This window comes from Lacrimispora amygdalina (assembly GCF_900205965.1).
Classification (GTDB): domain Bacteria; phylum Bacillota; class Clostridia; order Lachnospirales; family Lachnospiraceae; genus Lacrimispora; species Lacrimispora amygdalina_A.
Genome location: NZ_OAOF01000018.1, coordinates 25484 through 47988 on the forward strand (window position 1 = coordinate 25484; position 22505 = coordinate 47988).

Consider the following 22505-nt stretch of genomic DNA (forward strand, 5'->3'; position numbering starts at 1 on the left):
ATGGCAAAGAGAACAGGTTTAGGAAAAGGGCTTGGTGCGATTTTTGGAGATGAAGTAATGGAATCTGCAGCAGAAGAACAGGAAATGAAAAATCATAAAGAAGCTGACCATACGGCAGCATTGCCGGAAAAAGAGAAAGCGGATTTGGATACAGGGAAAGAAATATTTATAAAAATTTCAATGGTAGAGCCCAATCATAATCAGCCGCGAAAGGAATTTCGTGAAGACGCATTACTGGAACTGGCTGAATCCATGAAGGAATATGGTGTCTTACAGCCTCTTCTGGTTCAAAAAAAAGGCGAATTCTATGAGATTATTGCTGGAGAACGGAGATGGCGTGCAGCAAAACTGGCTGGTTTAAAAGAAGTTCCCGTAGTGATCAGGGAATATACGAAGCAGCAGTCTATGGAAATTGCTTTAATAGAAAACGTACAACGAGAAGATTTGAATCCAATAGAAGAAGCAAGGGCATATTCGATCCTAATGCAGGAGTTTGGCTTAAAGCAGGAAGAAATTGCAGCACGTGTTGCTAAAAACCGGGTTACCATAACGAACAGTATGCGGTTATTAAAGCTGGATGATCGGATTCAGGAGATGCTGATTCAGAATCAGATTAGCAGCGGACATGCCAGGGCTTTGTTAACAGTAGATGATCGGGATTTACAATATCAGCTTGCTGGTAAAATTGTGGCTGAAAATCTCAGTGTCAGGGAAGTGGAAAAGCTTGTAAAATCATTGTCAAAAAAGAAAGAACCGAAGGAAGCCCGGGAAGAGGATGAAAGCATTTCATTGATTTTCCGGGAACTGGAAGATCGAATGAAAACTGCCATGGGCACAAAAGTCAGCATTAACCGCAAGGATAAAAATAAAGGAAGAGTCGAAATCGAGTACTATTCTGAGGCAGAATTGGAAAGAATAGTAGAGTTATTAGAATCCATAAGATAACATCATGGAAGTGAGGACGAAAGAATGGATAACAGTATATTAAATCAGCTGCCGGTTGATCCTGCCTTTTTGATCATTGGATTATCTGTGCTTACATTAATACTGCTGATCGTTGTGATTATATGTATTATTCAAATTAGAAAGTTGTACCGAAGATATGATTTTTTCATGAGAGGCAAAGATGCAGAAACGCTTGAAGGAATTATCATGGAACAAATGGAGGATATTACACAGTTAAAAGCGGAAGATCGGGCTAATAAAGATTCTTTGAGAAATACAAATAAAAATTACAGAAGCGCATTTCAAAAATTTGGTCTTGTAAAGTATAATGCTTTTAAAGGTATGGGAGGTAATTTAAGCTTTGCTATGGCATTACTGGATTATACAAACAGTGGATTTGTGCTGAATTCGGTTCACAGCAGAGAAGGTTGTTATGTCTACATTAAAGAAGTAGAAAGAGGAGAGACAGAAGTGCTGTTAGGCAGCGAAGAGAAAGATGCTCTGGAGCGGGCATTAGGATATCATTCTTAAAGACACGGTGTTTACCGTGTTTTTTATTATATAAATTAAGGGAAGTCCATAATATCAGAAGAGAAACAAGAGCTGCAATGATTGAAGAATATGGACCAGCTTTGAGCAGATTGCATTCGGTTGACGATAACTTGTTATAAATATTCTATTAACAAAATGTCAAAGCTGTAATCCAGTCACTTACCATGAAGAAAGAGAGATTACGTTTTAATTAACGGATCTCAGTCATCTCCATATGGTGTTCTTCGGTGAGAGCTGCACCGATAGCAGTTCCATACTCAGCCTGCTCCGGTATAATAAAGTGTACATCAAACATGGTCTCCAGGGATTGAAAAATCTCCCTGCATTGAGGAAATTTCGAAAGATTTCCCGTCATGACAAAATCATTGATGTTGCTGTTTAATGATGACAAGATGGCGGACTTACCTATTACCTGAAGTACCATATGAATAATTCCGATGGCGATATCTTCATCGGATACAAAACCTCTTACTTTTCCAAAGTTTGAGGCAGTAGCGTTTAAAGGAAGTCCCGGGAGAGGGGCTTTTGATATATCCTGAATCTGTAAATCAATATTACTTAGATTTCCTCTGCTGGCCAGATCCATAATATGAGAGATATCCTGTGTCTTTAAAAGAAGACTGGAAAGTCCGACAATGGTTCCTCCTCCGATTCCAAGGCCACCGGTATGGACGATAGATTCTCCATTCACCTGTACAAAGGAAGTACCTGTTCCCATACTAACTACGATTAAATCTTTCAATCCGGTAAAATACTGGCCTCCCAGACCATTGCAGGTAAATTCGTTTACTTTATAGGTTGGGATTCCGTAAAGAGGCTGCTCCACATAAGCGCTGCCTACGCCTGTAATCATGATTTTTTCTATTTCATCTAATTGAATGCTGTTATCATAAATAAACTTCCCCAGAGCACCAAATAAGGAAGCTATCGGGTTATCAGCTTTTACAAATGTCGGTATTTTTAATTTATGATCCTGAAATCCAACAATCTTTGTTGTACTTCCTCCAAGATCAATTCCAATGGTTATTTTCATAAATATCCCCTTAAAACGTGTTATCTGATTTAGCCTGCATAAACCTTTTTGATGCAGGTAGTAAGGCTAACTATACCATAATTACAGGTAGACCACAAGTTTTTAAATAGGTCCAAAGAATCGTGACTGAAACGAAGTGTTTCCTTATATATTCTGGGGTAAAACTGATTGTAATTTAATGTATAAGGGATTGTTGATTATTTTATAGTAATAACAACCCTTAAAACCCTTGATTTTAACGGATTTATTTGATTTTATCTAATTTTTAAATAAGTAAAAAAGTATTTATTAAAAATACATAAAAATTTTATCGAACGATGTATATTTTTGTGATTTATCACATTGACAAAAAAATAACGATGGAATATAATTAAAACATAAAGATCGTTAAAAAAATATCGATTAAGAAACCAATGGGATTGCTACTTAAAAAATGGAGGAAATTCAAATGGCAAAAAAAGAAGAACTGGTTAAGGTTCCCCAGATAATTGATAGTGTAGATACCTTGATTGCAAAAATGGAGGCAATGAGAGAAGCTCAGAGAGTCTTCGCAACATACACACAGGAGCAGGTTGATAAAATTTTCTATGAAGCAGCAAGTGCTGCCAATAAGTTAAGAATCCCTCTTGCTAAGATGGCTGTTGAGGAAACAGGCATGGGTGTTGCAGAGGATAAAGTAATTAAAAACAATTATGCCGCTGAATATATCTATAATTCTTATAAAGATACAAAGACCTGCGGCGTGATTGAAGAAGATAAGGCTTTTGGTATTAAGAAAATTGCGGAGCCAATCGGTCTGGTTGCAGCTGTTATTCCTACCACAAACCCTACATCAACTGCAATCTTCAAAACATTGATCAGCTTAAAAACAAGAAATGCAATTATCATTTCCCCACATCCAAGAGCTAAGAACTGTACGATTGCTGCTGCGAAGGTAGTTCTTGAAGCGGCTGTCAAGGCTGGTGCACCAGAAGGAATTATTGGCTGGATTGATGTACCTTCTCTGGAATTAACAAACGAGGTTATGAGAAGTGCAGATATTATTCTGGCAACAGGTGGACCTGGAATGGTAAAGGCAGCTTATTCTTCCGGAAAGCCGGCTCTGGGCGTAGGTGCAGGTAATACACCGGTTATCATTGATAATACGGCTGATATTAAGATGGCAGTTAACTCCATTATTCATTCCAAGACATTTGATAATGGTATGATCTGTGCTTCTGAACAGTCTGTTACAGTTCTTGAGAAAGTTTATGACGCAGTTAAGAAAGAGTTTGCAGCAAGAGGCTGCTACTTCTTAAAGGGCGATGAGATTGAAAAGGTACGTAAAACCATTATTATTAATGGCGCACTCAATGCCAAAATTGTTGGTCAGAAGGCTCATACCATTGCGAAGCTTGCAGGTGTTGAAGTTCCGGAATCAACCAAGATCTTAATTGGTGAGGTTGAAAACGTTCATATTGAGGAAGAATTTGCACATGAAAAGCTGTCTCCTGTACTGGCAATGTATAAAGCGAAAACCTTTGATGAGGCAATTGAAAAGGCAGAACAGCTGGTTGCAGACGGCGGCTATGGTCATACAGCTTCCCTCTATGTGAATGTAAATGAAACTGAAAAAATGGCAAAACATGCAGCTGCAATGAAAACCTGCCGTATTCTTGTTAATACTCCATCTTCTCATGGCGGTATCGGTGATATCTATAACTTTAAGTTACAGCCATCTCTGACTCTGGGCTGCGGTTCCTGGGGCGGAAACTCTGTTTCTGAAAATGTTGGCGTAAAACATCTGCTGAATATTAAAACCGTTGCTGAGAGGAGAGAGAACATGCTGTGGTTCAGAAATCCGGAAAAAGTTTATTTCAAAAAGGGATGTATGCCGGTTGCCCTTAGTGAGTTGAAGGATGTATATAACAAAAAGAGAGCTTTTGTGGTAACAGACTCTTTCCTTTACATGAATGGTTATACCAAGGCAATTACTGATAAACTGAATGAAATGGGAATTGTTTACACTGTATTCTCAGATGTTCAGCCTGATCCTACCCTTGCGAATGCTGAGGCCGGTGCAGCAGCTATGAAGGCATTTCAGCCTGATACAATCATCGCATTGGGCGGCGGTTCCGCAATGGACGCAGCAAAAATTATGTGGGTAATGTATGAGCATCCGGAAGTGGACTTCCAGGATATGGCAATGCGTTTCATGGATATCCGTAAGAGAGTATACACATTCCCGAAGATGGGTGAGAAAGCTTATTTTGTAGCAATTCCAACATCCTCTGGTACTGGATCTGAAGTGACTTCTTTCGCAGTTATTACAGATCAGAATACAGGAGTTAAATATCCTCTTGCAGATTATCAGTTAATGCCGAATATGTCCATTGTTGATGCGGACAATATGATGAGCCAGCCAAAGGGTCTGACCAGCGCTTCTGGTATCGATGTACTGACTCATGCTCTGGAAGCATATGCTTCTGTTATGGCTTCTGATTATACCGATGGTCTTGCACTGAAGGCAATGAAGAATGTATTTGAATACCTGCCAACTGCTTATAACGATGGAACCAATGTGGAAGCCAGATGTAAGATGGCAGATGCTTCCTGTATGGCTGGTATGGCATTTAACAACGCATTCTTAGGTGTATGCCACTCTATGGCACATAAATTAGGTGCTTACCATCACATTCCTCATGGTGTGGCAAATGCACTGTTAATTACCATGGTTATGGAATTCAACGCTTCAGAAGTACCTGCTAAGATGGGAACCTTCCCACAGTATCAGTATCCCCATACACTTGCCAGATATGCGGAGTGCGCACGATTCTGCGGAATTGACGGTAAAGATGATGCGGAAGTATTAAAGAAATTCATTGCTAAGATTGAAGAATTAAAGAAGGCCGTTGGAATTAAAGCAACAATTAAAGATTACGGTGTAGATGAGAAGTACTTCTTAGACACACTGGATGAGATGGTTGAGAATGCATTTGATGATCAGTGTACCGGTGCAAACCCAAGATATCCGCTGTTCAGTGAAATTAAGGAAATGTATTTAAAGGCTTACTACGGTAAATAAATATAAAAAAGAAAAAAGAACGGATTTGGATTAATTTTCAAATCCGTTCTTTTTTTGTGCCTTAAGTTGACTTTCGCAGTACCAGAGTGGTGCTGATTTCGAGCTTCACAGGGTAAGAGGTCTTGGTGGCAATCAGTTCTGCTAAACGCTTTGCAGCCATCATTCCCATATACTGCTTGGGCACATGAATGGTAGTGAGAGGTGGGTCCAGGAAGGTACATAAGGGCATATTATCAAAACCAATTATGGCAACATCCTGGGGAATCCGGTAGCCATGTTCCCTGAGTGCTTTTATGGCTCCGGCTGCAATGAGATCATTGTCTGCAAAGTAACAGTCAGCCGGGATTTCTCCCTGCTTTAAAATAGCCGCCATGTCTGCATAGGAACCATCCATGGACGGAGATAATTTATGAACTTTTGAATTGGAAACGGACATGCCGTTTTTTCTGACTGCCTGATAGAATCCGTCTGATCTTTGTTCAAAATTCTTGATTGGATAAGAGGATTTTAAATATCCCGGCTGTTTTTTCCTTTTTCTGATCAGATAATTTGTCGCAGAATAGGAACCCTGCACATTATCAATAATGACACAGTCCGTGCTCCGGTTTTCGAAGCAAGTATCAACCACTACCACCGGAACCGGGAGATTCAAAAATGGTTTGAAGTCCTCTTCTCCCATCTCTGTTCCAAGAAGCAGAATTCCCCTGCAGCCCAGACGTACCATTTCAGAGACTTTGGTTTGGACATCATCTTCTTCATAGAGATAGGTGATATTCAGATAATAACAGGCCTCTTTGCAGCCAGCATCAATTCCCTCTGATATCTGGGAAAAGAAGGGGGTATCGGAAACCACGGCACCGTTTTTTCTATATATGATAAATTGTATCATGCCCTGGGGACTGGCGCTTACTGTATTCTCTTTTATTCTTGAAAAGTCATAGTTATGCTCTTTGGCAGTCTCTATGACCTTCTTTCTTGTCTGAGTGCTGACTCCAGGTTTATGATGCAGAGCCATGGAAACTGCAGCCTCCGACAGATTCAGCAGCCTGGCAAGCTCTTTTGCTGTTATAGACATCAGGATGAACTCCTTTCTTACCGGTATACTTCTTTTAATCAACTTAACAGATTAAGTTAATTAAGTCAATAAAATACTATATTTAACTTAATTATTAATTGCAATTAAGTTTACTCCAGTAAATAATATGGTTAACCATTAAAAAAGGAGATATGTGTATGACAAATGTAGTATTGGGATTTGCACCGACGAGAAGGAGTATATTTTCTGCGCCGGATGCGGTAAAGTATGCGGATTTGACCAGAAAAAAATTGGAGGAAATGGGAGTTACCTTTGTAGATATCACGGATATCTCAGAGGATGGGCTGCTGCATAAGGAGGATGACAGAATTAAGATAGCAGAGAAATTTAAGTCCGAAAAGATTGATGGTCTGTTTATCCCTCACGGCAATTTTGGAACGGAATATGAAGCGGCCAGACTATGCAGGGAATGCAATGTACCGGTACTTTTGTGGGGACCCAGAGATGAAAGACCGGATGAAAATGGAATCCGGCTTCGGGATAGTCAGTGCGGATTGTTTGCTACGGGAAAAGTTCTTCGGAGATTTCAGATTCCTTTTACCTATTTATGCAACTGCCGCTTAGAGGATGAAGCTTTTTCAAGAGGAATTACGAATTTTCTTGCTGTATGCAATGTGGTAAAAGCATTTAGGAATACCCGGATTCTTCAGATCGGACCCAGGCCTTTTGATTTCTGGTCCACCATGTGCAATGAAGGGGAACTTCTTGAGAAATTCAATATACAGCTGGCACCAATTCCCATGCCGGAGCTGACCAGAGAGATAAAACGGATTAAAGAGAATGAGGAAACAATTCAGGAAATAGTAAACTACTGTAATGAAAAATTTGAAGTAAACATAAATGCTGAGGATCTTAAGACCGTGGCAGCGTTAAAGGCGGCAATGAGAACTCTGGCGGACCGTTATGGCTGCAATGCCATAGCATTACAGTGCTGGAATGAGCTACAGGACGAAATTGGGATTATGCCTTGTGCTGCAAATAGTCTCTTAAACGAGGAAGGACTTCCTGTTGTTTGTGAGACTGATATTCATGGTGCAGTTACAGCAATTATGTGTGAGGCGGCGGGACTTGGAACAACCAGGACATTTTTTGCGGACTGGACTGTCCGGCACCCTGATAATGAGAATGGAGAGCTGTTGCAGCACTGCGGTCCCTGGCCTCTTTCCTGCGCTGCCTGTAAGCCGTCCATCGGGTATCCGCTTGCGTTTGACCATCCAGGAGCCGTGGAAGCAAAAGCAAAGCTGGGTGAGATGACGCTCTGCCGCTTTGATGGAGACAACGGTAATTACAGCCTGCTTCTTGGAAATGCAAAGGGAATTGAGGGCCCTTATACAAAGGGGACTTATGTATGGGTGGAAGTTAAAAATTTAAAGAGGCTGGAAGCAAAAATCGTGGAAGGACCTTATATCCATCATTGTGTTGGTATTCATAAAGATGTGGTTCCGGTACTGTATGAAGCATGTAAGTATATTGGCATAACACCGGATCTGTATGATAACAATGAAGAAGAAGTTAAAGCATGGATACGGGGCGAATAGGAAAGGACGTGGTGAACATGGACAGACTCACTAGAAAGGCTTATGAACTTCGAAGAGATATTATTGAGGAAATATATCGGTCGAAAGCCGGTCATATTGGTGGTGATTTAAGTGTGATTGATATCTTAACTGTACTCTATTTTGAAGTAATGAATGTCAGTCCCCATAACTGGAAGTCTGATGACAGAGACCGTTTTCTGCTTAGTAAGGGACATTGCGCAGACGCACTTTATATGACTCTGGGAGATCTTGGATTTTTTGATAAGCAGAAAGCCATTGATACATTTAGCAGGTTTGGCTCTGAATTTATTGGTCATCCCACCATGGATGTCCCTGGAATTGAGATAAATTCCGGATCACTGGGGCATGGACTTTCCCTGGGAGTGGGAATGGCATTGGCGGCCAGAATGGATGGACGGTCATATAGAACCTATGTTGTTTTGGGAGACGGTGAAATGGCTGAGGGTTCAAATTATGAGGCAATGATGGCAGCCGGACATTATGGTTTGGACCAGCTGTGCGCTACAGTGGATTTAAATGGACTCCAGATCAGCGGGACGACCAGGGAGACTATGAAAAGTGATGATTTGGGAGCGAAGTTTAAGGCATTTGGCTGGAATGTGTTAGAAGTTAATAATGGAAATGACTGCCCGCAGCTTCTTACTGCCTATCAGGAAGCTGAAAAAACAAAGGGATGTCCTTCTGTGATACTTGCCCATACGACGAAAGGAAAAGGGGTGTCGTTTATGGAAAATGAGAAAAAATGGCATCATGGTGTCATGACAGAGGAGCAATACAGGAAAGCAGTGGAAGAACTGGAGGAGGTGCTGGCGTGAATCAGATAACAAACAGACAGGTGATTTGTGATACACTTATGGGTGCGGCTAAGGAAGACAGGGATATTGTGGTAATATGCTCGGATTCAAGAGGCTCGGCGTCCCTTACAGCATTTGCTAAGCAGTATCCCCAGCAGTTTGTTGAGGTGGGAATCGCGGAGCAGAATCTGGTATCTATATCTGCTGGTTTAGCAACCTGTAATAAAAAGGTTTTTGCAGCTTCTCCTGCCAGCTTTTTATCCACCAGAAGCTATGAGCAGGTAAAGGTTGATGTGGCTTACTCAAAGACGAATGTTACGTTAATAGGAATTAGCGGTGGTGTGAGTTATGGTGCACTGGGAATGACCCATCATTCCTGCCAGGATATCGCAGCCATGGCCAGTCTGCCGGACATGAGGGTTTATCTGCCCTGTGACCGTTTTCAGACCAGAAAGCTGATTGAATCACTTCTTGAAGATGAAAAACCTGCTTATGTAAGAGTCAGCCGTTCGGCAACAGAGGATGTCTATGATGAAAATATGGATTTTAAACTGGACCGGGCCAATGTGATCAGAGAAGGAACAGATGCTGTTATTATTTCCTGCGGGGAGCTGGTTCCTTACGCGGTGAAAGCGGTGAAAGAACTGGAAAATGAGGGTTACCGCGTTGGACTGATCGATATGTACTGTTTAAAGCCAATGGATGAGAAAGCCGTGATTGATGCAGCCGGAAAGGCTGATTTAATTGTTACGGCAGAGGAACATTCTCCTTATGGTGGACTTGGAAGCATGGTTTCACAGATTGTGACCGCCAGCTGTCCCAAAAAAGTGGTGAATCTTGCTCTTCCTGACGGACATATCATTGCTGGCACCAATCATGAGATATTTAGGCATTATGGTCTGGATGACCAGGGAATAAAAAAGGCGGTATTAGCCGGATTGAGACAGGGGCTGGATCAATGAGATATGTGATTGCAATAGACCAGAGTACACAGGGAACGAAGGCTGTTCTTTTTGATGAAGAGGGTAAATTAATCGGGAGAACAGACCGAAAGCATAAACAGATTGTTAATAAAAAAGGCTGGGTATCCCATGATCTGAAAGAAATTTATGAAAATACGATTTTAGCAGTAAGGGAAGTACTGGATCGATCCGACATTAAAAGAGAGAATGTGGCAGCGGCAGGAATCAGCAACCAGAGAGAATCAACTGCTGTGTGGAGCAGGAGCGGGGAGCCCCTTGCTCCTTCTGTTGTCTGGCAGTGCAGCCGGGCAGCCCGGATCTCTGACCGTTTTAAGGACAGCAGTCCGGTCATTTATGAGAAGACAGGCCTGCCCCTGTCCCCCTATTTTCCAGCGGCGAAAATGGCCTGGCTCCTGGAAAATCTCTCATTAAAGGAACCTTATTGCCTGGGTACAATGGATAGTTATCTGGTCTACAGGCTGACAAAAGGCAGCAGCTTTCTGACTGATTACTCCAATGCTTCAAGAACCCAGTTATTTAACCTCCACACCTTACAATGGGATGAGGAATTATGCCGGATGTTTGGAGTGCCCATCCAGGCACTACCTAAAGTCTGTGACAGTAATGCCTGTTTTGGATATACGGATTTTGAAGGATATTTTGATGTGCCAGTGCCTGTCTATGGGGTTATGGGAGATTCTCACGCGGCTTTGTTTGGGCAGGGCTGTCATATGCCGGGTCAGGCTAAGGCGACTTACGGAACAGGATCTTCCATCATGATGAACGCAGGGGGGACATTTATAAAAAGCAGCTCAGGTCTTGCAACATCTCTTGCGTGGGGAATGGAAGGCCGTGTAGAATATGTGTTAGAAGGGAATATTAATTATGCAGGAGCCGTAATATCCTGGCTGAAAAATGACATGGGTCTTATTGGTTCGGATGAAGAGGTGCAGGAACTGGTTCATAAAGCAAACCAGGCGGATACGGCAGTCCTCATTCCAGCGTTTACCGGACTATCTGCACCATACTGGAAGGAAAACGCCAGAGCTATGATATATGGCATGAGCCGGACTACTGGCAGAGCAGAGTTTGTGAAGGCAGCGGTTGAGAGCATAGCATTTCAGGTATCGGATGTACTGACTGCCATGGAAAAGGACAGCAAAAAAACATTAAAAGAGCTATGTGCAGACGGCGGACCGGCTAAGAACCGTTATTTAATGCAGTTTCAGTCTGACATTTCAGATATCCGTATGCGGGTATCCAGACAGGAGGAGCTATCTGCAATCGGAGCTGCTTATATGGCAGGAATAGCGGCTGGAATTTATGACAGGAATAAAATATTTACTAATATTGAGTATGATATTTATAACAGCCACATGGACAAGGACAGCAGATTCATGAGAAAAAACCAATGGAGGGAGGGGCTTAATCTGGTCTGCCAAAATACCGGTGGCCGTGGAATATCTTGAAAGAGAGGATACGGCTATGCGTCTGAAAGCAAAGGATATAGCGTCTGCACTGGGAATTTCTCCAGCGACCGTTTCCCTGGTTATAAATAATAAGCCGGGAGTCAAACCAGCGACAAGAAAAAGGGTGCAGAATTATATTCTTATGGAAGAAGAGAAGAATAACAGCAGGTTAAGGGCAGAGTATGACGAAAGTAAAGGCACTGTGCTGATGCTTAACTATATTAAGCATGGAATTATATTAAAGCAGAGGGAAAACAGGCGGGACCCTCTGCTTTTTGATGATTTTGAATACATTTGCAACAAAGCCGGATACCGGTTTGATTATCAGGAATTTTATGAGAAATCAGGAAATCTGGAAAAATTGCTGGATAAGTGCAGGAGAAGTGATATAAAAGGAATCTATATGATGGCTGCCGAGATGAACTACAGTGATATCTATCCTTTTGGTCAGCTGAAAATTCCTGTTGTGGTGGGGGATAATCTGTTCTATGAACAGGGGATGGACAGCTTTCTCATTGATAATAAAGAGGGAATCTGCAGAGCTGTTGATTATCTGGTTGATAAGGGGCACAGCTATATTTCCTATCTTGCAGAAAAGGTAGATATATTTAATTTTACAGAGCGGAGAGAGGCATTTATTGAAGAAATGGAAAAACGGCACTGCGGTGACGGAAGCAGCCGTATTATCCGGTTAGGCAATCAGATTGATGAGGTGTATGAGGCTATGAACCGGAATCTGGACGGAGGGATCAGGAAAACCTCAGCGTTTGTTCTTGAAAGCTCTGTCATATCCCTGGGTGTAAGTAAAGCACTTCTGGAGCGGAACATCCGGGTGCCGAAAGATATCTCTTTAATTGGGTTTGATGCATTGCCAAAACTCAGTATACCTGGTATTAATCTTACGTTAATTAAAGGAACCCATACCATGAGGCATAAAGCTGCCATAAGTCATTTAATCCGGCATATTGAGAACGAAGAGGGAGAGATGGTGCGGGTTTATTATAAGACCAGGCTGCTGGAAGGAGAAAGTGTATTTGACAAAAAAAAGTACATTTATAAATAATATTTTTAAATAAAATTTAAAAATATGTAACAATCATACAAAAAAACAGGGAATTAAAGGTGTAATACTATGGCAAATTGATTGATCCGGAGAAAAACCCGGAGGGGATTGATTGAGCTCCTCACGGGTGTTAGTATGAATTCACAAAACGATTTATAAAGAAGGTTTATAGGGTATGACTCAATCTCAGGAGGGATAATCATGGCTAAGAAAAATTACGATGAGCTGGCAAAACAGATTGTGGCCGGCGTAGGGGGAGCGGGTAATGTAAATTCGCTGATTCACTGTGCAACCAGATTGCGGTTCCAGATTAAGGATCCTGCTAAAGTTGATAAAAAAAGGCTGAATCAGACGGAAAAAGTCATAACTGTGGTGGAAGCAGGAGGCCAGCTTCAGGTAGTAATTGGAAATGCTGTAGGTGATGTATATGATTCCATATTGGCAAATACATCTATAAAAGCAGGGGACATGGATAAAAATGATAATATAAATAAGGATAAAAATATCATTAATCTATTTATGAGTACGATTTCCGGTATTTTTGCTCCGACTCTGGGAGCAATGACAGGCGCCGGTTTGTTAAAAGGTCTTTTGATTTTGTTTACAACAATGGGCTGGCTGTCAACTGATATGGGAACCTACCGGATCTTATATGCAGCGGCAGATGGTGTATTTACCTTTCTTCCTGTTTTCCTTGCTTATACATCCGCCAAGAAATTTAAAGCAGATCCTTTTATAGCAGTTGCAATTGCGTCAGCACTGGTATATCCGGACTTAACAGGGGCATTTGCAGCAAAAGAGGCACTGACATTTATAAAAATTCCGGTGGTTCTTGTAAGTTATACTTCATCGGTGATTCCAATCATTCTTTCCGTTTATGTACTTTCTAAACTGGAAAGAGGCCTGCGGGGAATTCTTCCGGATATTATTAAAAATATATTCACACCACTTTTATCTCTTGTAATTATGGTGCCGTCCACCTTCCTGGTAATCGGTCCAATCTCCGATATTGCAGGAAAATTGCTGGCAGGAGGTTATACTAGCCTGGTCGCTTTCAATCCGATCATTGCCGGATTTCTCCTGGGACTTATCTGGCCGGCAGCAGTTATGTTTGGATTGCACTGGGGATTCATTCCCATTGTTATTAATAACATTTCACAATACGGAAGAGATACACTGTTTACAATAACAGGACCTAATAATTTTGCTCAGGCGGGAGCTGCATTAGGAGTATTTTTAAAGACGAAAAACAAAAAAGTAAAAGATATTGCAGGACCTGCAGCGCTTTCTGCAGTGCTTGCTGGTATTACAGAACCAGCCATCTACGGAGTAACACTAAAATACAAAAAACCGTTCTTTATCGGAGCATTTTTCTCCGGTATTGCAGGGGCAATTACCGCAGCAGTGGGTGCAGGCGCGCCTGCAGTCTTAGGTACCAGCCTTCTTACATTGACCGGTTATATAGGAGTCGGATTTGCCGGATTCTGTGCAGCATGTGCTATCGCATACTTCGGTTCTGCAATCTGCACATATCTGTTTGGATATAATGATCAGATGGTACTTGAAGAAGTGGAGACAGAATCCATCAGTATTGATAAAAAGGAAGAGGTTTTATCTGCACCTGTAAATGGAACCATGATTCCATTATCAGAAGTAAAAGATGAGGTGTTTTCAGGCGGTGGATTAGGTAAGGGAAGCGCAGTTTTACCAGAAAACGGCACATTTTACTCACCTTGCGACGGAACGGTTGAAACATCATATCCCCACGCCGTAGGAATTAAGACAGATCAGGGAGCCGAGGTATTTATCCATGTAGGTTTAGATACGGTAAAGCTTGAGGGGAAATATTTTGACCTTAAGGTAAAAGCCGGAGACAGGGTAAAAAAAGGTGACCTTCTGTTAGTTGCAGACTTGGACAGCATGAAGCGGGAAGGCTACGATATCACTACTATGGTATTGGTAACAAACAGCAATGAATATGCAGATGTTTTAACTGCAGAAGCAAAATCAGTGATAGCAGGAGACACGATTATTCATTGTATTCCCCGGTAACATAAAGATTTGGAGGTTTTCCATGAGCAGACTTAAGATACATGAGAATAAGAGGAACTTTACACTGGATGGCCGGGATTTTTTTTATCTGGCAGATACGGTATGGAGTGCATTTACTTCAATCACACTGGAGGAATGGGAGAATTATCTGGAAAGACGCTGGATCCAGGGGTTTAATGTACTCCAGATTAATACTCTTCCTCAATGGGACAGATGTATGTCGGATGTAGGAGTTTATCCGTTTAAGACAGAGGATGGGCATAAATTCGATTTCACGGAGTGGGATGAAGCGTATTATACCAGAGCCAGGCAGATGTGCAGTATGGCAGTTGATAAGGGATTTCAGCTGGCACTGGTGGTATTGTGGCTTAATTATGTTCCTGGAACCTGGGGGAGCAGAATGTCAGACTTAAATGTGATGCCAGAGGATTTTATCAGCACCTATACAGAAAAAGTAGTGGAAGTATTTGATGAGTTTAAACCCATCTATGTGGTCAGCGGTGATACGGATTTTGATACGGATGAGGCGGTATCTTATTATGAAACAGCGCTGAAAACAGTATGTGAAAAATCACCGGAGTCTTTAAAAACCATGCATATTAAACGGGGATATGATTACATTCCCAAACAGTTTTTAGATCGTCTTGACTTTTATATGTATCAGTCGGGTCATTTTTCAGAGGGACAGGACATGGCATATCTGCTGGCGGAAAAGTTCTACAGGGATTACCCGAAAAAACCTGTTGTAAATGCAGAGCCATGCTATGAGCAGATGGGATACAGCCGTAAGATGTACGGACGTTTTCAGCCCTATGATATAAGAAAGGCTGCGTGGAGTGGGATTTTGTCGGGTGCCTGTGCTGGTGTTACGTATGGGGCTCACGGAGTCTGGAACTGGAAAAAATCAGGAAAGAAAGCCAATCCGGTATTGGGTGAAGGTTTTGATGAGGCGTTTCCTGTTTCAGAGGCAATTCATTTTCCAGGGGCCTGGGATTACGGTTTCATAGAGAACTTTATGAAATCCAATCATATTGGTGAACTGGTACCGGCTCAGGAGCTTTTGCTGGAAAATTCGGAGCAGATCCGGATGGCCGCGACAGGTGATGAAAGATATCTCATCTATGTTCCTTATACAACAAAGCTTGTGCTTGGAAAGGATTTTAAGGGATATTCCTGCAGAGCGGTTGATTTCAGTACAGGAAGGACTGCCAGAGTCCGGATGGTTTCAGAGCCCGGAAAAACATCTTTATCCATGCATGACTTTAAAGGTGACGGATTAATTGTACTTGAGAGGTATTAAGACATAAAAACAGAGGCCGGTTCAAACTGACCTCTGTTTTTATGTTAATGATTAGATTTCCTTCGCCTTAATACGCTCTTTTAAATCGGTTATTTTATCCCGGATCGTCCAGATTGTTTCTGAAAATACAGTATCATCCATACCGGTTGGATCATCAAGTCCCCAGTCCTCTCTGTGGGTGCATGGGAGAAATGGGCACTGTACGTTACAGCCCATTGTAACTACAATATCAACTGGTGGTATATCCTCAAGTACCTTACTGTACTGAGTTTTCTCCATATCAATTCCATAGAGCTGCTTCATTAACCGCACTGCGTCCTGATTAATTTGCGGCTTTGTTTCCGTACCGGCAGAATAGCTTTCAAAGACATCTCCGGCAAGGTGTTTGCCCAGTGCTTCTGCAATCTGGCTTCTGCAGGAATTATGAACGCATATAAATGCTACTTTTGGTAACATGGTCATTCCCTCCCTTTAATTATGACGTAAACCATCCTCGTGTTTTATTTGCAGCCTTCACCAGTATCAGCATCACAGGGACCTCAACCAGAACCCCGACAATGGTAGCCAGTGCTACAGGGCTGCCGGTGCCAAACAGCGCAATTGCAACAGCAACTGCAAGTTCAAAGAAGTTGGAAGCACCTATCATTCCAGCAGGTGCAGCAATGGAATGAGGCAGTTTCAGCAGTTTACAGGCTAAATAAGAAATTGTAAATATAAAAACAGTCTGCAGTATCAATGGAACTGCAATCAGTACAATATGAAGTGGATTTTCAAGAATGATCTTACCCTGAAAGGAGAATATAATCACCAGTGTCAGCAGAAGTCCTGCAATCGTAATGTGGTTGAATCTGGGTATAAAATTATTCTGAAAGTAATCCATTCCCTTCTTCTGGGTAATTAAATTACGGGTAACCACTCCACCCACAAGAGGGATGACAACAAACAGCACGACGGACAGCAGCAGGGTGTCCCAGGGTATTTTTACTCCGCTTACGCCCAGAAGAAAGGCTACGATGGGTGTAAATGCCACAAGAATAATCAGATCGTTGGTAGCGACCTGTACAACTGTGTATGCAGCATCCCCTTTTGTTAAATGACTCCAGACAAATACCATGGCAGTACAGGGGGCCGCACCAAGCAGTACAGCTCCGGCCAGATAATCGCGGGCAAGGTCTGTGGGAATAAATGCTTTAAATAGTACAAAGAAAAACAGCCATGCGATGCCAAACATAGTAAAAGGTTTAATCAGCCAGTTGGTTACCCATGTAACAAATAAGCCTTTTGGGTTATTTCCTACATTTTTAATACTCTGAAAATCAACCTTTAGCATCATAGGATAAATCATAAGCCATATTAAAATGGCGATTGGGATTGAAACATTAGCATACTCGAACTGGCCGAGAAACGCCGGTATGGAAGGTATAAATTTTCCAATCAGTATTCCTGCAGCCATGCATAGAGCTACCCACACAGTTAAATACCGTTCAAAAAAACTAATGCCGGAGTTTTTGATTTCTTTCATCAGGCTACCCCCTTATTTTTTTAATTAAATCAATTACTTCCTCTTTTTTTAGAACTTTACCATAGGAAGCGACCTTGCCATCAATAATAAGTGCAGGAGTTGACATAACACCATAGGCGGCAATTTCTGCAAAATCGGTAACATGATCAATGGAAGGGTCTAAGCCCATCTCTGACAAAGCTTCTTTTGCTGCATACTCCAGCTGATTGCATTTTGCACATCCAGAACCCAGTACCTTGATTGGGGAATCGTTTCTTTTTCCTGTTACTTCCTTTTTCTTCCCAAATAAACTCATAAATATACCTCCTGATATTAGATAAATAAGAATTGTAATAAGTTAAATAAATAGCCGACTATCGTGATACCTATAACACAGATTGCAATAAATACACCCAGCAGCTTTGGTTTAACTGCCTTACGCAGCATGATCATTGACGGAAAGCTGAGTGTGGTTACCGCCATCATAAAGCTTAAGATCGTACCAAGCTGTGCTCCTTTATACAGCAGTGCTTCAGCAATGGGAATCGTGCCGAATATATCCGCGTACATGGGGACACCAATTAGTGTTGCCAGAATTACACCAAACGGATTGTTTGTTCCAAGAACTGTATTAATCCAGGATTCCGGAATCCAGTTGTGTATGACGGCGCCGATACCAACTCCCACCAAAATGTAGGGAAATACTTTTTTAAAGGTGGATAAAGCCTGGTCTTTGGCATAAATGACTCTGTCTTTTTTGGTGAGTGTGGGAGATTCAATATCAACATTACTGGCATTACGGATAAATTCCTCCACGTAGTTCTCCATGTGAAGTGCTTCGATTAGTGTACCTCCCATAACAGCAATTACTAATCCAATCAGTACATATGCAGCAGCAACTTTTACGCCAAAGATACTCATAAGAAGAATTAAACTGCCAAGGTCCACCATTGGAGATGAAATGAGGAATGAGAATGTCACACCCAGGGGAAGACCTGCACTGGTAAAGCCGATAAAGAGCGGTATGGAAGAACAGGAACAAAAAGGGGTGACAGTTCCAAGGAGTGCCGCGATGACATTCGCCCAGATTCCATGAAAGCGGCTCATGATCTTTTTGCTGCGTTCAGGAGGAAAATAACTCTGGATATAGGAAATAAGGAAAATAAGGAAACAAAGAAGCACGGTTATTTTTATCACATCGTAAAGAAAAAATTGTATGCTTCCGCCAAAACGGCTGTTGATATCAGTACCAAGAGAAGACAGCAGATTTCCAATCAGTTGATTCAGCCACTTCATACCCAGTATCTGTTCCTGAAAAATATTCCAGGCTGCTTGTAAGGTGTTCAAAAACATCCCTCCATTCAATTATTCATATCAAAAAAACTTGATGTATTTAGTGAAAGAAAAACCATCCAATCGATGGCCTCTCTGACATTTAACATTCATCAGGTACCTGCCGGGTATTCGGTGTCGTCAGCTGTACCAGTAACTCTGCGGCATATTTACTGCCGGATTCGCTCAGACGGTAGTGAGTCCACTTGCCCTCCGGCCGGCTGTCCACCACGCCTGATTCACATAATATCTTCATGTGATAGGACAAAGAGGACTGACCGATCTCCATTTGGTCAATGAGTACGCAGGCACACTTTTCACCACTGCGAAGAAGTTCCAGAATTGCCAGACGCTTCTCATCACAGAACGCCTTGAAAATCCTGGCATTTTTTTCATGAGTATTCTCCAAGCATATCACCTCAAATCAAATTATTTTGATATGAAAAGTATATGCTCTATATTTAAAAAAGTCAATATAAAAATATTATTTTTATGGAACACTGATAAATATTATATTTTGACTTGTACAATATATCAATATGATATATTATAATATTATATTGATGAGAAGGAGAGGTACGAATGAAAGAAAACACGGGAAAGTCAAAATATGTAATGCTTGGGATGCTTGCCCGTATGCCGCTGACCGGTTACACTATAAAAAAGTGGCTGGAAAACGAATACAGCCATTTCTGGCAGGAAAGCTATGGGCAGATCTATCCCACATTAAAGGCACTGGTTGCACAGGGGCTGGCAGTCAGCTCTGACAATGTGGAACATGGAAACGGACGGGGGCAAATTGTATACAGCATTACGGAAGCGGGAAGAAAAGAACTTTCGGATTGGCTGCGTGAGAAGCCGGAGATAGAGAAGCTTCGTTATGAGATACTTCTTAAGATATCTTTTGGTGACAATACCCAACCGGACGTTTTAATCGGGCATCTGGATGATTTTATCAGGAGAAATGAAGATCTGATAAGAGATATGAGTGAGTGTATGGAACAGATGGACCAGTTTAAGGATCAGGGTATTAATTGTACTTATAGTCATCTGACGGCACTTTGCGGTGTTTATGTTTATTCCGCCATGAGGGATTGGGCTGAGGAAGCAAAAAAAATTATTTCTGAGAAAGGAGAACCATTATGAGTGCTTTAGTTGTATATTTTTCATTTGAGGGGAATACGAAGTTGGTTGCGGAGAAGATCGGGGAAACATTGCATGCGGACGTAGTTGAATTGAAGACAAGTAAGAATTATCCGACAGGGGGGATCGGTAAGTACTTCTGGGGTGGAAAGAGTGTTATTTTTGGAGATAAACCAACGTTGACAAATGATCGAATTGATTTAAGTCATTATGATACGATAATAATCGGAACTCCGGTATGGGCAGGATCGTTTGCACCACCAATAAGAAGTTTCGTTAATGATTATCAGATCAGGAATAAACAGATTGCAATTTTTGCAAGCCATGGAGGCGGCGGAGCAGTAAAATGTTTTGCTAAACTAAAGGAAGCTCTGCCTGGAAATAAATTTATTGGTGAAACGGCTTATGTTGAACCAAAGAAGAATCAGGAGAGTCTTGTGAGCGCTGCGAAGTGGGCGGAGGGGCTTATATAGGATTATTTTTATATCTTGATTGTGAGACTGCATTGCTGATAAACACATCAGAATATCCTGTATCGAACAATATTTTATCATCTTCATATTCAATATAATAACTGACAGCAGGCTCTCCTAAGAAGTATCTGTCAATGAATGTATTATTATCAACTAATACGGTTAACTTCATAATGTTCTCCTATGGGTTCATTTATGAATGTTATAATATCATAATGTACAATAAAATACCATTATCTAAAAAAGTAACGAGGTGACGGAATGAAATTAATAAAAAAAATACCGCCGGAAAACAAGCAAATGACAGTGATTATGAACGACCAGGGCTGGGTTCGTTTAAAGGAACCAAATTCTGTATCAGCGGCTATCTTATGGTCGATGCCCATCAGCATTCTTCTGATGCTGTGTAACGCTGCATGGTGTTACTATCTATACCCGCCGTTTCAGCAGTTGCTTTCCGGATCACAGGGATTCTCACTGGAATTCTCCATAGGTATAGAAAGTGTGTATTATCTGCTGGGTATGTTTTTGTGCCTTTTGATACATGAGCTGATACATGCGATATTTATACCAAAGGTATGGAAATCAGACAAGACTTATTGGGGATTTAATGGATTGTTTGGTTTTGTATTTACGGAAGAAATCCTTTCAAAGAAAAGAATGGTTGTTATATCATTAATGCCGCTGCTGATTCTTTCGTTTGCAGCACCGTTAATTCTGGCAGGAATGGGTCTTTTAAATGGCTATTTAGTTTTTTTGAGTATCTTAAATGCAGGAGGTGCGTGCGTTGATATCCTGAATGTGATTCTGATTCTTATACAGGTTCCAAAAGAAGGAATTCTCGTTGCAAATGGATATGCAACTTTTTACAAAATACAGGGAGGAAAGTCTGAATAGGCATTTCCTCCCTGTATTTCATTCATTCTATTTTCCCGTTTTTAAATAAAAGTATCATCTCATGGGTCAGGCTGATATTAGTAAAATCATCTGGGATATCCTCAGGAGCCATCCAGACTGCTGTGGATAACTCGGTTTCATCCAGCGTAACTTGTGGAGAACCATCCAGCTCCGCCCAATAGCCAACTAAAATGGAATCAGAAATACCCCAGGGCTGGTTTTTATAATACCGGATATTTTTTACACGCAGACCGACTTCCTCCATGACTTCCCGTTTTACAGTATCCTCTAAAGTTTCACCAAATTCTGTGTACCCCGCTATAAGTGCGTAACGGGTGTATTCTCTTCCGGCATATTTTGTCAGAAGCAGTTTGCCATCATGGATAATACCTACAATGACGGCAGGTGATATTTTAGGATAGACGGTATTACCACAGGAGGAACAGACCATGGACCGTTCTTTTTTACTTTTAATCATTTCTGCACCGCAGCATCCGCAGTAACGGCTGGTAGAGTAGAACCGGTGAAGCTGGGATGCACAGACGGCAGAAAAGGATAACCACATTGGGGTTAATTCCCGTAATATACTGACTTTATTCAGGCAGATACCCGGAGTATCTGTAAGCGTTACACAGGATTCATCTACTAGAAAAAAATCCATCTGATCGATGGAAAATAAAAAATCACAATGAGACTTAAACCGGCTGCAATCCTCTTCCCTTAAAGAAGAGAATCTGGGAATGGCTTTCGTATCACCTTCAGTCAAACAGATTGCTCCATCTGAAAAGTAGAAAAAAAAGCTTTCATCAGTGGGCGATTTTATTTCAAATTCATTGTGGAATACGTGGGGGAAAATATCCTGTATCATAAGTTTAAGACCTTCTTTTTCGTAATTATCATTTAGACAGTTCATTCTATTTTAGAATTAATCAGTCTTTCTGTCAAGATGGCGGAAGAATTAGCAATTTACAAAAGTCCACTAAAGGCCCTTCTTCTTTCATTTCAATATATTTCCTTAACAGATTTTTACCGTCTTCACGTAAAATGCCTCCGTAACAGTCCGGTAATGTGTAGGATTGTAATATATCATGATTTGATCTCCACCTGTTATTTAAAAGTGATATGGCACCATCAATGGGGGACTCCAGGGAATAGTAAATCTCGCGCCCACGGGCAATTCACCGTATTCTAAAGATTTTTCTCCTTCTTTCATAGCAATTTTCATTTTTTCTTCAATAGTCATGGTTTTCCTTTCCCCTTTAGGGTATGT

At 41.4% G+C, this 22505-nt stretch carries 22 protein-coding genes and 1 pseudogene; 13 read left to right on the forward strand and 10 right to left on the reverse strand.

Annotated elements, in window-relative coordinates:
- Positions 1-945 carry a ParB/RepB/Spo0J family partition protein gene (locus tag CRO04_RS20080; RefSeq protein WP_097006026.1) on the forward strand — a complete coding sequence of 315 codons (945 nt, stop codon included), beginning with the start codon at positions 1-3 and terminating at the stop codon, positions 943-945.
- 24 nt (positions 946-969) lie between these two features.
- Positions 970-1476: a DUF4446 family protein gene (locus CRO04_RS20085; RefSeq protein WP_097006027.1), complete on the forward strand. Its 507-nt coding sequence runs from the start codon at positions 970-972 to the stop codon at positions 1474-1476.
- Positions 1477-1687: 211 nt separating this feature from the next.
- Here CRO04_RS20085 and coaW read toward each other — a convergent pair whose 3' ends face one another.
- Positions 1688-2530: a type II pantothenate kinase gene (gene coaW, locus CRO04_RS20090; RefSeq protein WP_097006028.1), complete on the reverse strand. Its 843-nt coding sequence runs from the start codon at positions 2528-2530 to the stop codon at positions 1688-1690.
- Between the two features lie 433 nt (positions 2531-2963).
- On the opposite strand from coaW, the gene adhE reads away from it, so the two are divergent.
- The gene (gene adhE / locus CRO04_RS20095; protein WP_330400897.1) at positions 2964-5594 is read left to right on the forward strand and encodes a bifunctional acetaldehyde-CoA/alcohol dehydrogenase; all 2631 of its coding nucleotides are present in this window, start codon (positions 2964-2966) and stop codon (positions 5592-5594) included.
- Positions 5595-5655: 61 nt separating this feature from the next.
- Here adhE and CRO04_RS20100 read toward each other — a convergent pair whose 3' ends face one another.
- Positions 5656-6669 (reverse strand): LacI family DNA-binding transcriptional regulator, encoded by a 1014-nt coding sequence (locus CRO04_RS20100; protein ID WP_097006030.1) that lies wholly within the window; start codon positions 6667-6669, stop codon positions 5656-5658.
- Positions 6670-6827: 158 nt separating this feature from the next.
- Here CRO04_RS20100 and CRO04_RS20105 point away from each other — a divergent pair, with 158 nt between their 5' ends.
- From CRO04_RS20105 to CRO04_RS20135, 7 genes are all read left to right on the forward strand, one after another.
- Positions 6828-8228 carry an L-fucose/L-arabinose isomerase family protein gene (locus CRO04_RS20105; RefSeq protein WP_097006031.1) on the forward strand — a complete coding sequence of 467 codons (1401 nt, stop codon included), beginning with the start codon at positions 6828-6830 and terminating at the stop codon, positions 8226-8228.
- Between the two features lie 17 nt (positions 8229-8245).
- Positions 8246-9064 (forward strand): transketolase, encoded by an 819-nt coding sequence (locus tag CRO04_RS20110; RefSeq protein WP_097006088.1) that lies wholly within the window; start codon positions 8246-8248, stop codon positions 9062-9064.
- The gene (locus CRO04_RS20115) at positions 9061-10005 is read left to right on the forward strand and encodes a transketolase family protein (RefSeq protein ID WP_097006032.1); all 945 of its coding nucleotides are present in this window, start codon (positions 9061-9063) and stop codon (positions 10003-10005) included. The genes CRO04_RS20110 and CRO04_RS20115 overlap by 4 nt, the downstream gene beginning before the upstream one ends.
- Positions 10002-11474: an FGGY-family carbohydrate kinase gene (locus tag CRO04_RS20120; protein WP_097006033.1), complete on the forward strand. Its 1473-nt coding sequence runs from the start codon at positions 10002-10004 to the stop codon at positions 11472-11474. Before CRO04_RS20115 ends, CRO04_RS20120 begins: the two co-directional genes overlap by 4 nt.
- Positions 11475-11490: 16 nt before the next feature.
- Entirely contained in the window at positions 11491-12537 is a 1047-nt protein-coding gene (locus tag CRO04_RS20125) for a LacI family DNA-binding transcriptional regulator (protein WP_166432624.1), read from the forward strand.
- A gap of 201 nt (positions 12538-12738) precedes the next feature.
- Positions 12739-14589 carry a beta-glucoside-specific PTS transporter subunit IIABC gene (locus CRO04_RS20130; RefSeq protein ID WP_097006035.1) on the forward strand — a complete coding sequence of 617 codons (1851 nt, stop codon included), beginning with the start codon at positions 12739-12741 and terminating at the stop codon, positions 14587-14589.
- Between the two features lie 22 nt (positions 14590-14611).
- Positions 14612-15889: a DUF4038 domain-containing protein gene (locus tag CRO04_RS20135; RefSeq protein ID WP_097006036.1), complete on the forward strand. Its 1278-nt coding sequence runs from the start codon at positions 14612-14614 to the stop codon at positions 15887-15889.
- A 51-nt stretch (positions 15890-15940) separates the two neighbouring features.
- Here CRO04_RS20135 and CRO04_RS20140 read toward each other — a convergent pair whose 3' ends face one another.
- The 5 genes from CRO04_RS20140 to CRO04_RS20160 form a co-directional block, all read right to left on the reverse strand.
- The gene (locus tag CRO04_RS20140) at positions 15941-16345 is read right to left on the reverse strand and encodes an arsenate reductase ArsC (RefSeq protein ID WP_330400898.1); all 405 of its coding nucleotides are present in this window, start codon (positions 16343-16345) and stop codon (positions 15941-15943) included.
- Between the two features lie 19 nt (positions 16346-16364).
- A complete protein-coding gene (gene arsB / locus CRO04_RS20145) occupies positions 16365-17411 on the reverse strand; it encodes an ACR3 family arsenite efflux transporter (protein ID WP_097006038.1) in 1047 nt (348 codons plus the stop codon).
- Positions 17412-17415: 4 nt separating this feature from the next.
- Positions 17416-17706, reverse strand: coding sequence for a thioredoxin family protein (locus CRO04_RS20150; protein WP_097006039.1), 291 nt, complete (start codon positions 17704-17706; stop codon positions 17416-17418).
- Between the two features lie 17 nt (positions 17707-17723).
- Positions 17724-18743 (reverse strand): permease, encoded by a 1020-nt coding sequence (locus tag CRO04_RS20155; protein WP_097006040.1) that lies wholly within the window; start codon positions 18741-18743, stop codon positions 17724-17726.
- An 82-nt stretch (positions 18744-18825) separates the two neighbouring features.
- Positions 18826-19131, reverse strand: a complete 306-nt coding sequence (locus CRO04_RS20160; RefSeq protein ID WP_097006041.1) for an ArsR/SmtB family transcription factor — start codon at positions 19129-19131, stop codon at positions 18826-18828.
- 173 nt (positions 19132-19304) lie between these two features.
- Between CRO04_RS20160 and CRO04_RS20165 the strand changes: the two genes are divergently transcribed.
- A complete protein-coding gene (locus CRO04_RS20165) occupies positions 19305-19868 on the forward strand; it encodes a PadR family transcriptional regulator (protein ID WP_097006042.1) in 564 nt (187 codons plus the stop codon).
- A complete protein-coding gene (locus CRO04_RS20170) occupies positions 19865-20338 on the forward strand; it encodes a flavodoxin family protein (RefSeq protein ID WP_097006043.1) in 474 nt (157 codons plus the stop codon). Before CRO04_RS20165 ends, CRO04_RS20170 begins: the two co-directional genes overlap by 4 nt.
- 28 nt (positions 20339-20366) lie before the next feature.
- Here the strand turns inward: CRO04_RS20170 and CRO04_RS20175 are convergent.
- Positions 20367-20510 (reverse strand): annotated as a pseudogene (locus tag CRO04_RS20175) (MBL fold metallo-hydrolase); the annotation flags it as partial.
- 89 nt (positions 20511-20599) lie between these two features.
- On the opposite strand from CRO04_RS20175, the gene CRO04_RS20180 reads away from it, so the two are divergent.
- Positions 20600-21235, forward strand: coding sequence for a DUF3267 domain-containing protein (locus tag CRO04_RS20180; RefSeq protein ID WP_097006044.1), 636 nt, complete (start codon positions 20600-20602; stop codon positions 21233-21235).
- Between the two features lie 22 nt (positions 21236-21257).
- Here CRO04_RS20180 and nudC read toward each other — a convergent pair whose 3' ends face one another.
- Both nudC and CRO04_RS27065 read right to left on the reverse strand, forming a co-directional pair.
- Complete coding sequence (nudC, locus tag CRO04_RS20185; protein WP_097006045.1) at positions 21258-22103, reverse strand: NAD(+) diphosphatase; 846 nt, start codon at positions 22101-22103, stop codon at positions 21258-21260.
- A gap of 243 nt (positions 22104-22346) precedes the next feature.
- The gene (locus tag CRO04_RS27065) at positions 22347-22478 is read right to left on the reverse strand and encodes a hypothetical protein (protein ID WP_278321379.1); all 132 of its coding nucleotides are present in this window, start codon (positions 22476-22478) and stop codon (positions 22347-22349) included.
- Between the last annotated feature and the right edge of the window lie 27 nt (positions 22479-22505).

Excerpts from the sequence above, each read along its gene's own strand:
- CRO04_RS20080 (WP_097006026.1), top strand. The coding sequence starts at position 1 with ATGGCAAAGAGAACAGGTTTAGGAAAAGGGCTTGGTGCGATTTTTGGA.
- CRO04_RS20085 (WP_097006027.1), top strand. The coding sequence starts at position 970 with ATGGATAACAGTATATTAAATCAGCTGCCGGTTGATCCTGCCTTTTTG.
- coaW (WP_097006028.1), bottom strand. The coding sequence starts at position 2,530 with ATGAAAATAACCATTGGAATTGATCTTGGAGGAAGTACAACAAAGATT.
- adhE (WP_330400897.1), top strand. The coding sequence starts at position 2,964 with ATGGAGGAAATTCAAATGGCAAAAAAAGAAGAACTGGTTAAGGTTCCC.
- CRO04_RS20100 (WP_097006030.1), bottom strand. The coding sequence starts at position 6,669 with ATGTCTATAACAGCAAAAGAGCTTGCCAGGCTGCTGAATCTGTCGGAG.
- CRO04_RS20105 (WP_097006031.1), top strand. The coding sequence starts at position 6,828 with ATGACAAATGTAGTATTGGGATTTGCACCGACGAGAAGGAGTATATTT.
- CRO04_RS20110 (WP_097006088.1), top strand. The coding sequence starts at position 8,246 with ATGGACAGACTCACTAGAAAGGCTTATGAACTTCGAAGAGATATTATT.
- CRO04_RS20120 (WP_097006033.1), top strand. The coding sequence starts at position 10,002 with ATGAGATATGTGATTGCAATAGACCAGAGTACACAGGGAACGAAGGCT.
- CRO04_RS20125 (WP_166432624.1), top strand. The coding sequence starts at position 11,491 with ATGCGTCTGAAAGCAAAGGATATAGCGTCTGCACTGGGAATTTCTCCA.
- CRO04_RS20130 (WP_097006035.1), top strand. The coding sequence starts at position 12,739 with ATGGCTAAGAAAAATTACGATGAGCTGGCAAAACAGATTGTGGCCGGC.
- CRO04_RS20135 (WP_097006036.1), top strand. The coding sequence starts at position 14,612 with ATGAGCAGACTTAAGATACATGAGAATAAGAGGAACTTTACACTGGAT.
- CRO04_RS20140 (WP_330400898.1), bottom strand. The coding sequence starts at position 16,345 with ATGTTACCAAAAGTAGCATTTATATGCGTTCATAATTCCTGCAGAAGC.
- arsB (WP_097006038.1), bottom strand. The coding sequence starts at position 17,411 with ATGAAAGAAATCAAAAACTCCGGCATTAGTTTTTTTGAACGGTATTTA.
- CRO04_RS20150 (WP_097006039.1), bottom strand. The coding sequence starts at position 17,706 with ATGAGTTTATTTGGGAAGAAAAAGGAAGTAACAGGAAAAAGAAACGAT.
- CRO04_RS20155 (WP_097006040.1), bottom strand. The coding sequence starts at position 18,743 with ATGTTTTTGAACACCTTACAAGCAGCCTGGAATATTTTTCAGGAACAG.
- CRO04_RS20165 (WP_097006042.1), top strand. The coding sequence starts at position 19,305 with ATGAAAGAAAACACGGGAAAGTCAAAATATGTAATGCTTGGGATGCTT.
- CRO04_RS20170 (WP_097006043.1), top strand. The coding sequence starts at position 19,865 with ATGAGTGCTTTAGTTGTATATTTTTCATTTGAGGGGAATACGAAGTTG.
- CRO04_RS20180 (WP_097006044.1), top strand. The coding sequence starts at position 20,600 with ATGAAATTAATAAAAAAAATACCGCCGGAAAACAAGCAAATGACAGTG.
- nudC (WP_097006045.1), bottom strand. The coding sequence starts at position 22,103 with ATGATACAGGATATTTTCCCCCACGTATTCCACAATGAATTTGAAATA.
- CRO04_RS27065 (WP_278321379.1), bottom strand. The coding sequence starts at position 22,478 with ATGACTATTGAAGAAAAAATGAAAATTGCTATGAAAGAAGGAGAAAAA.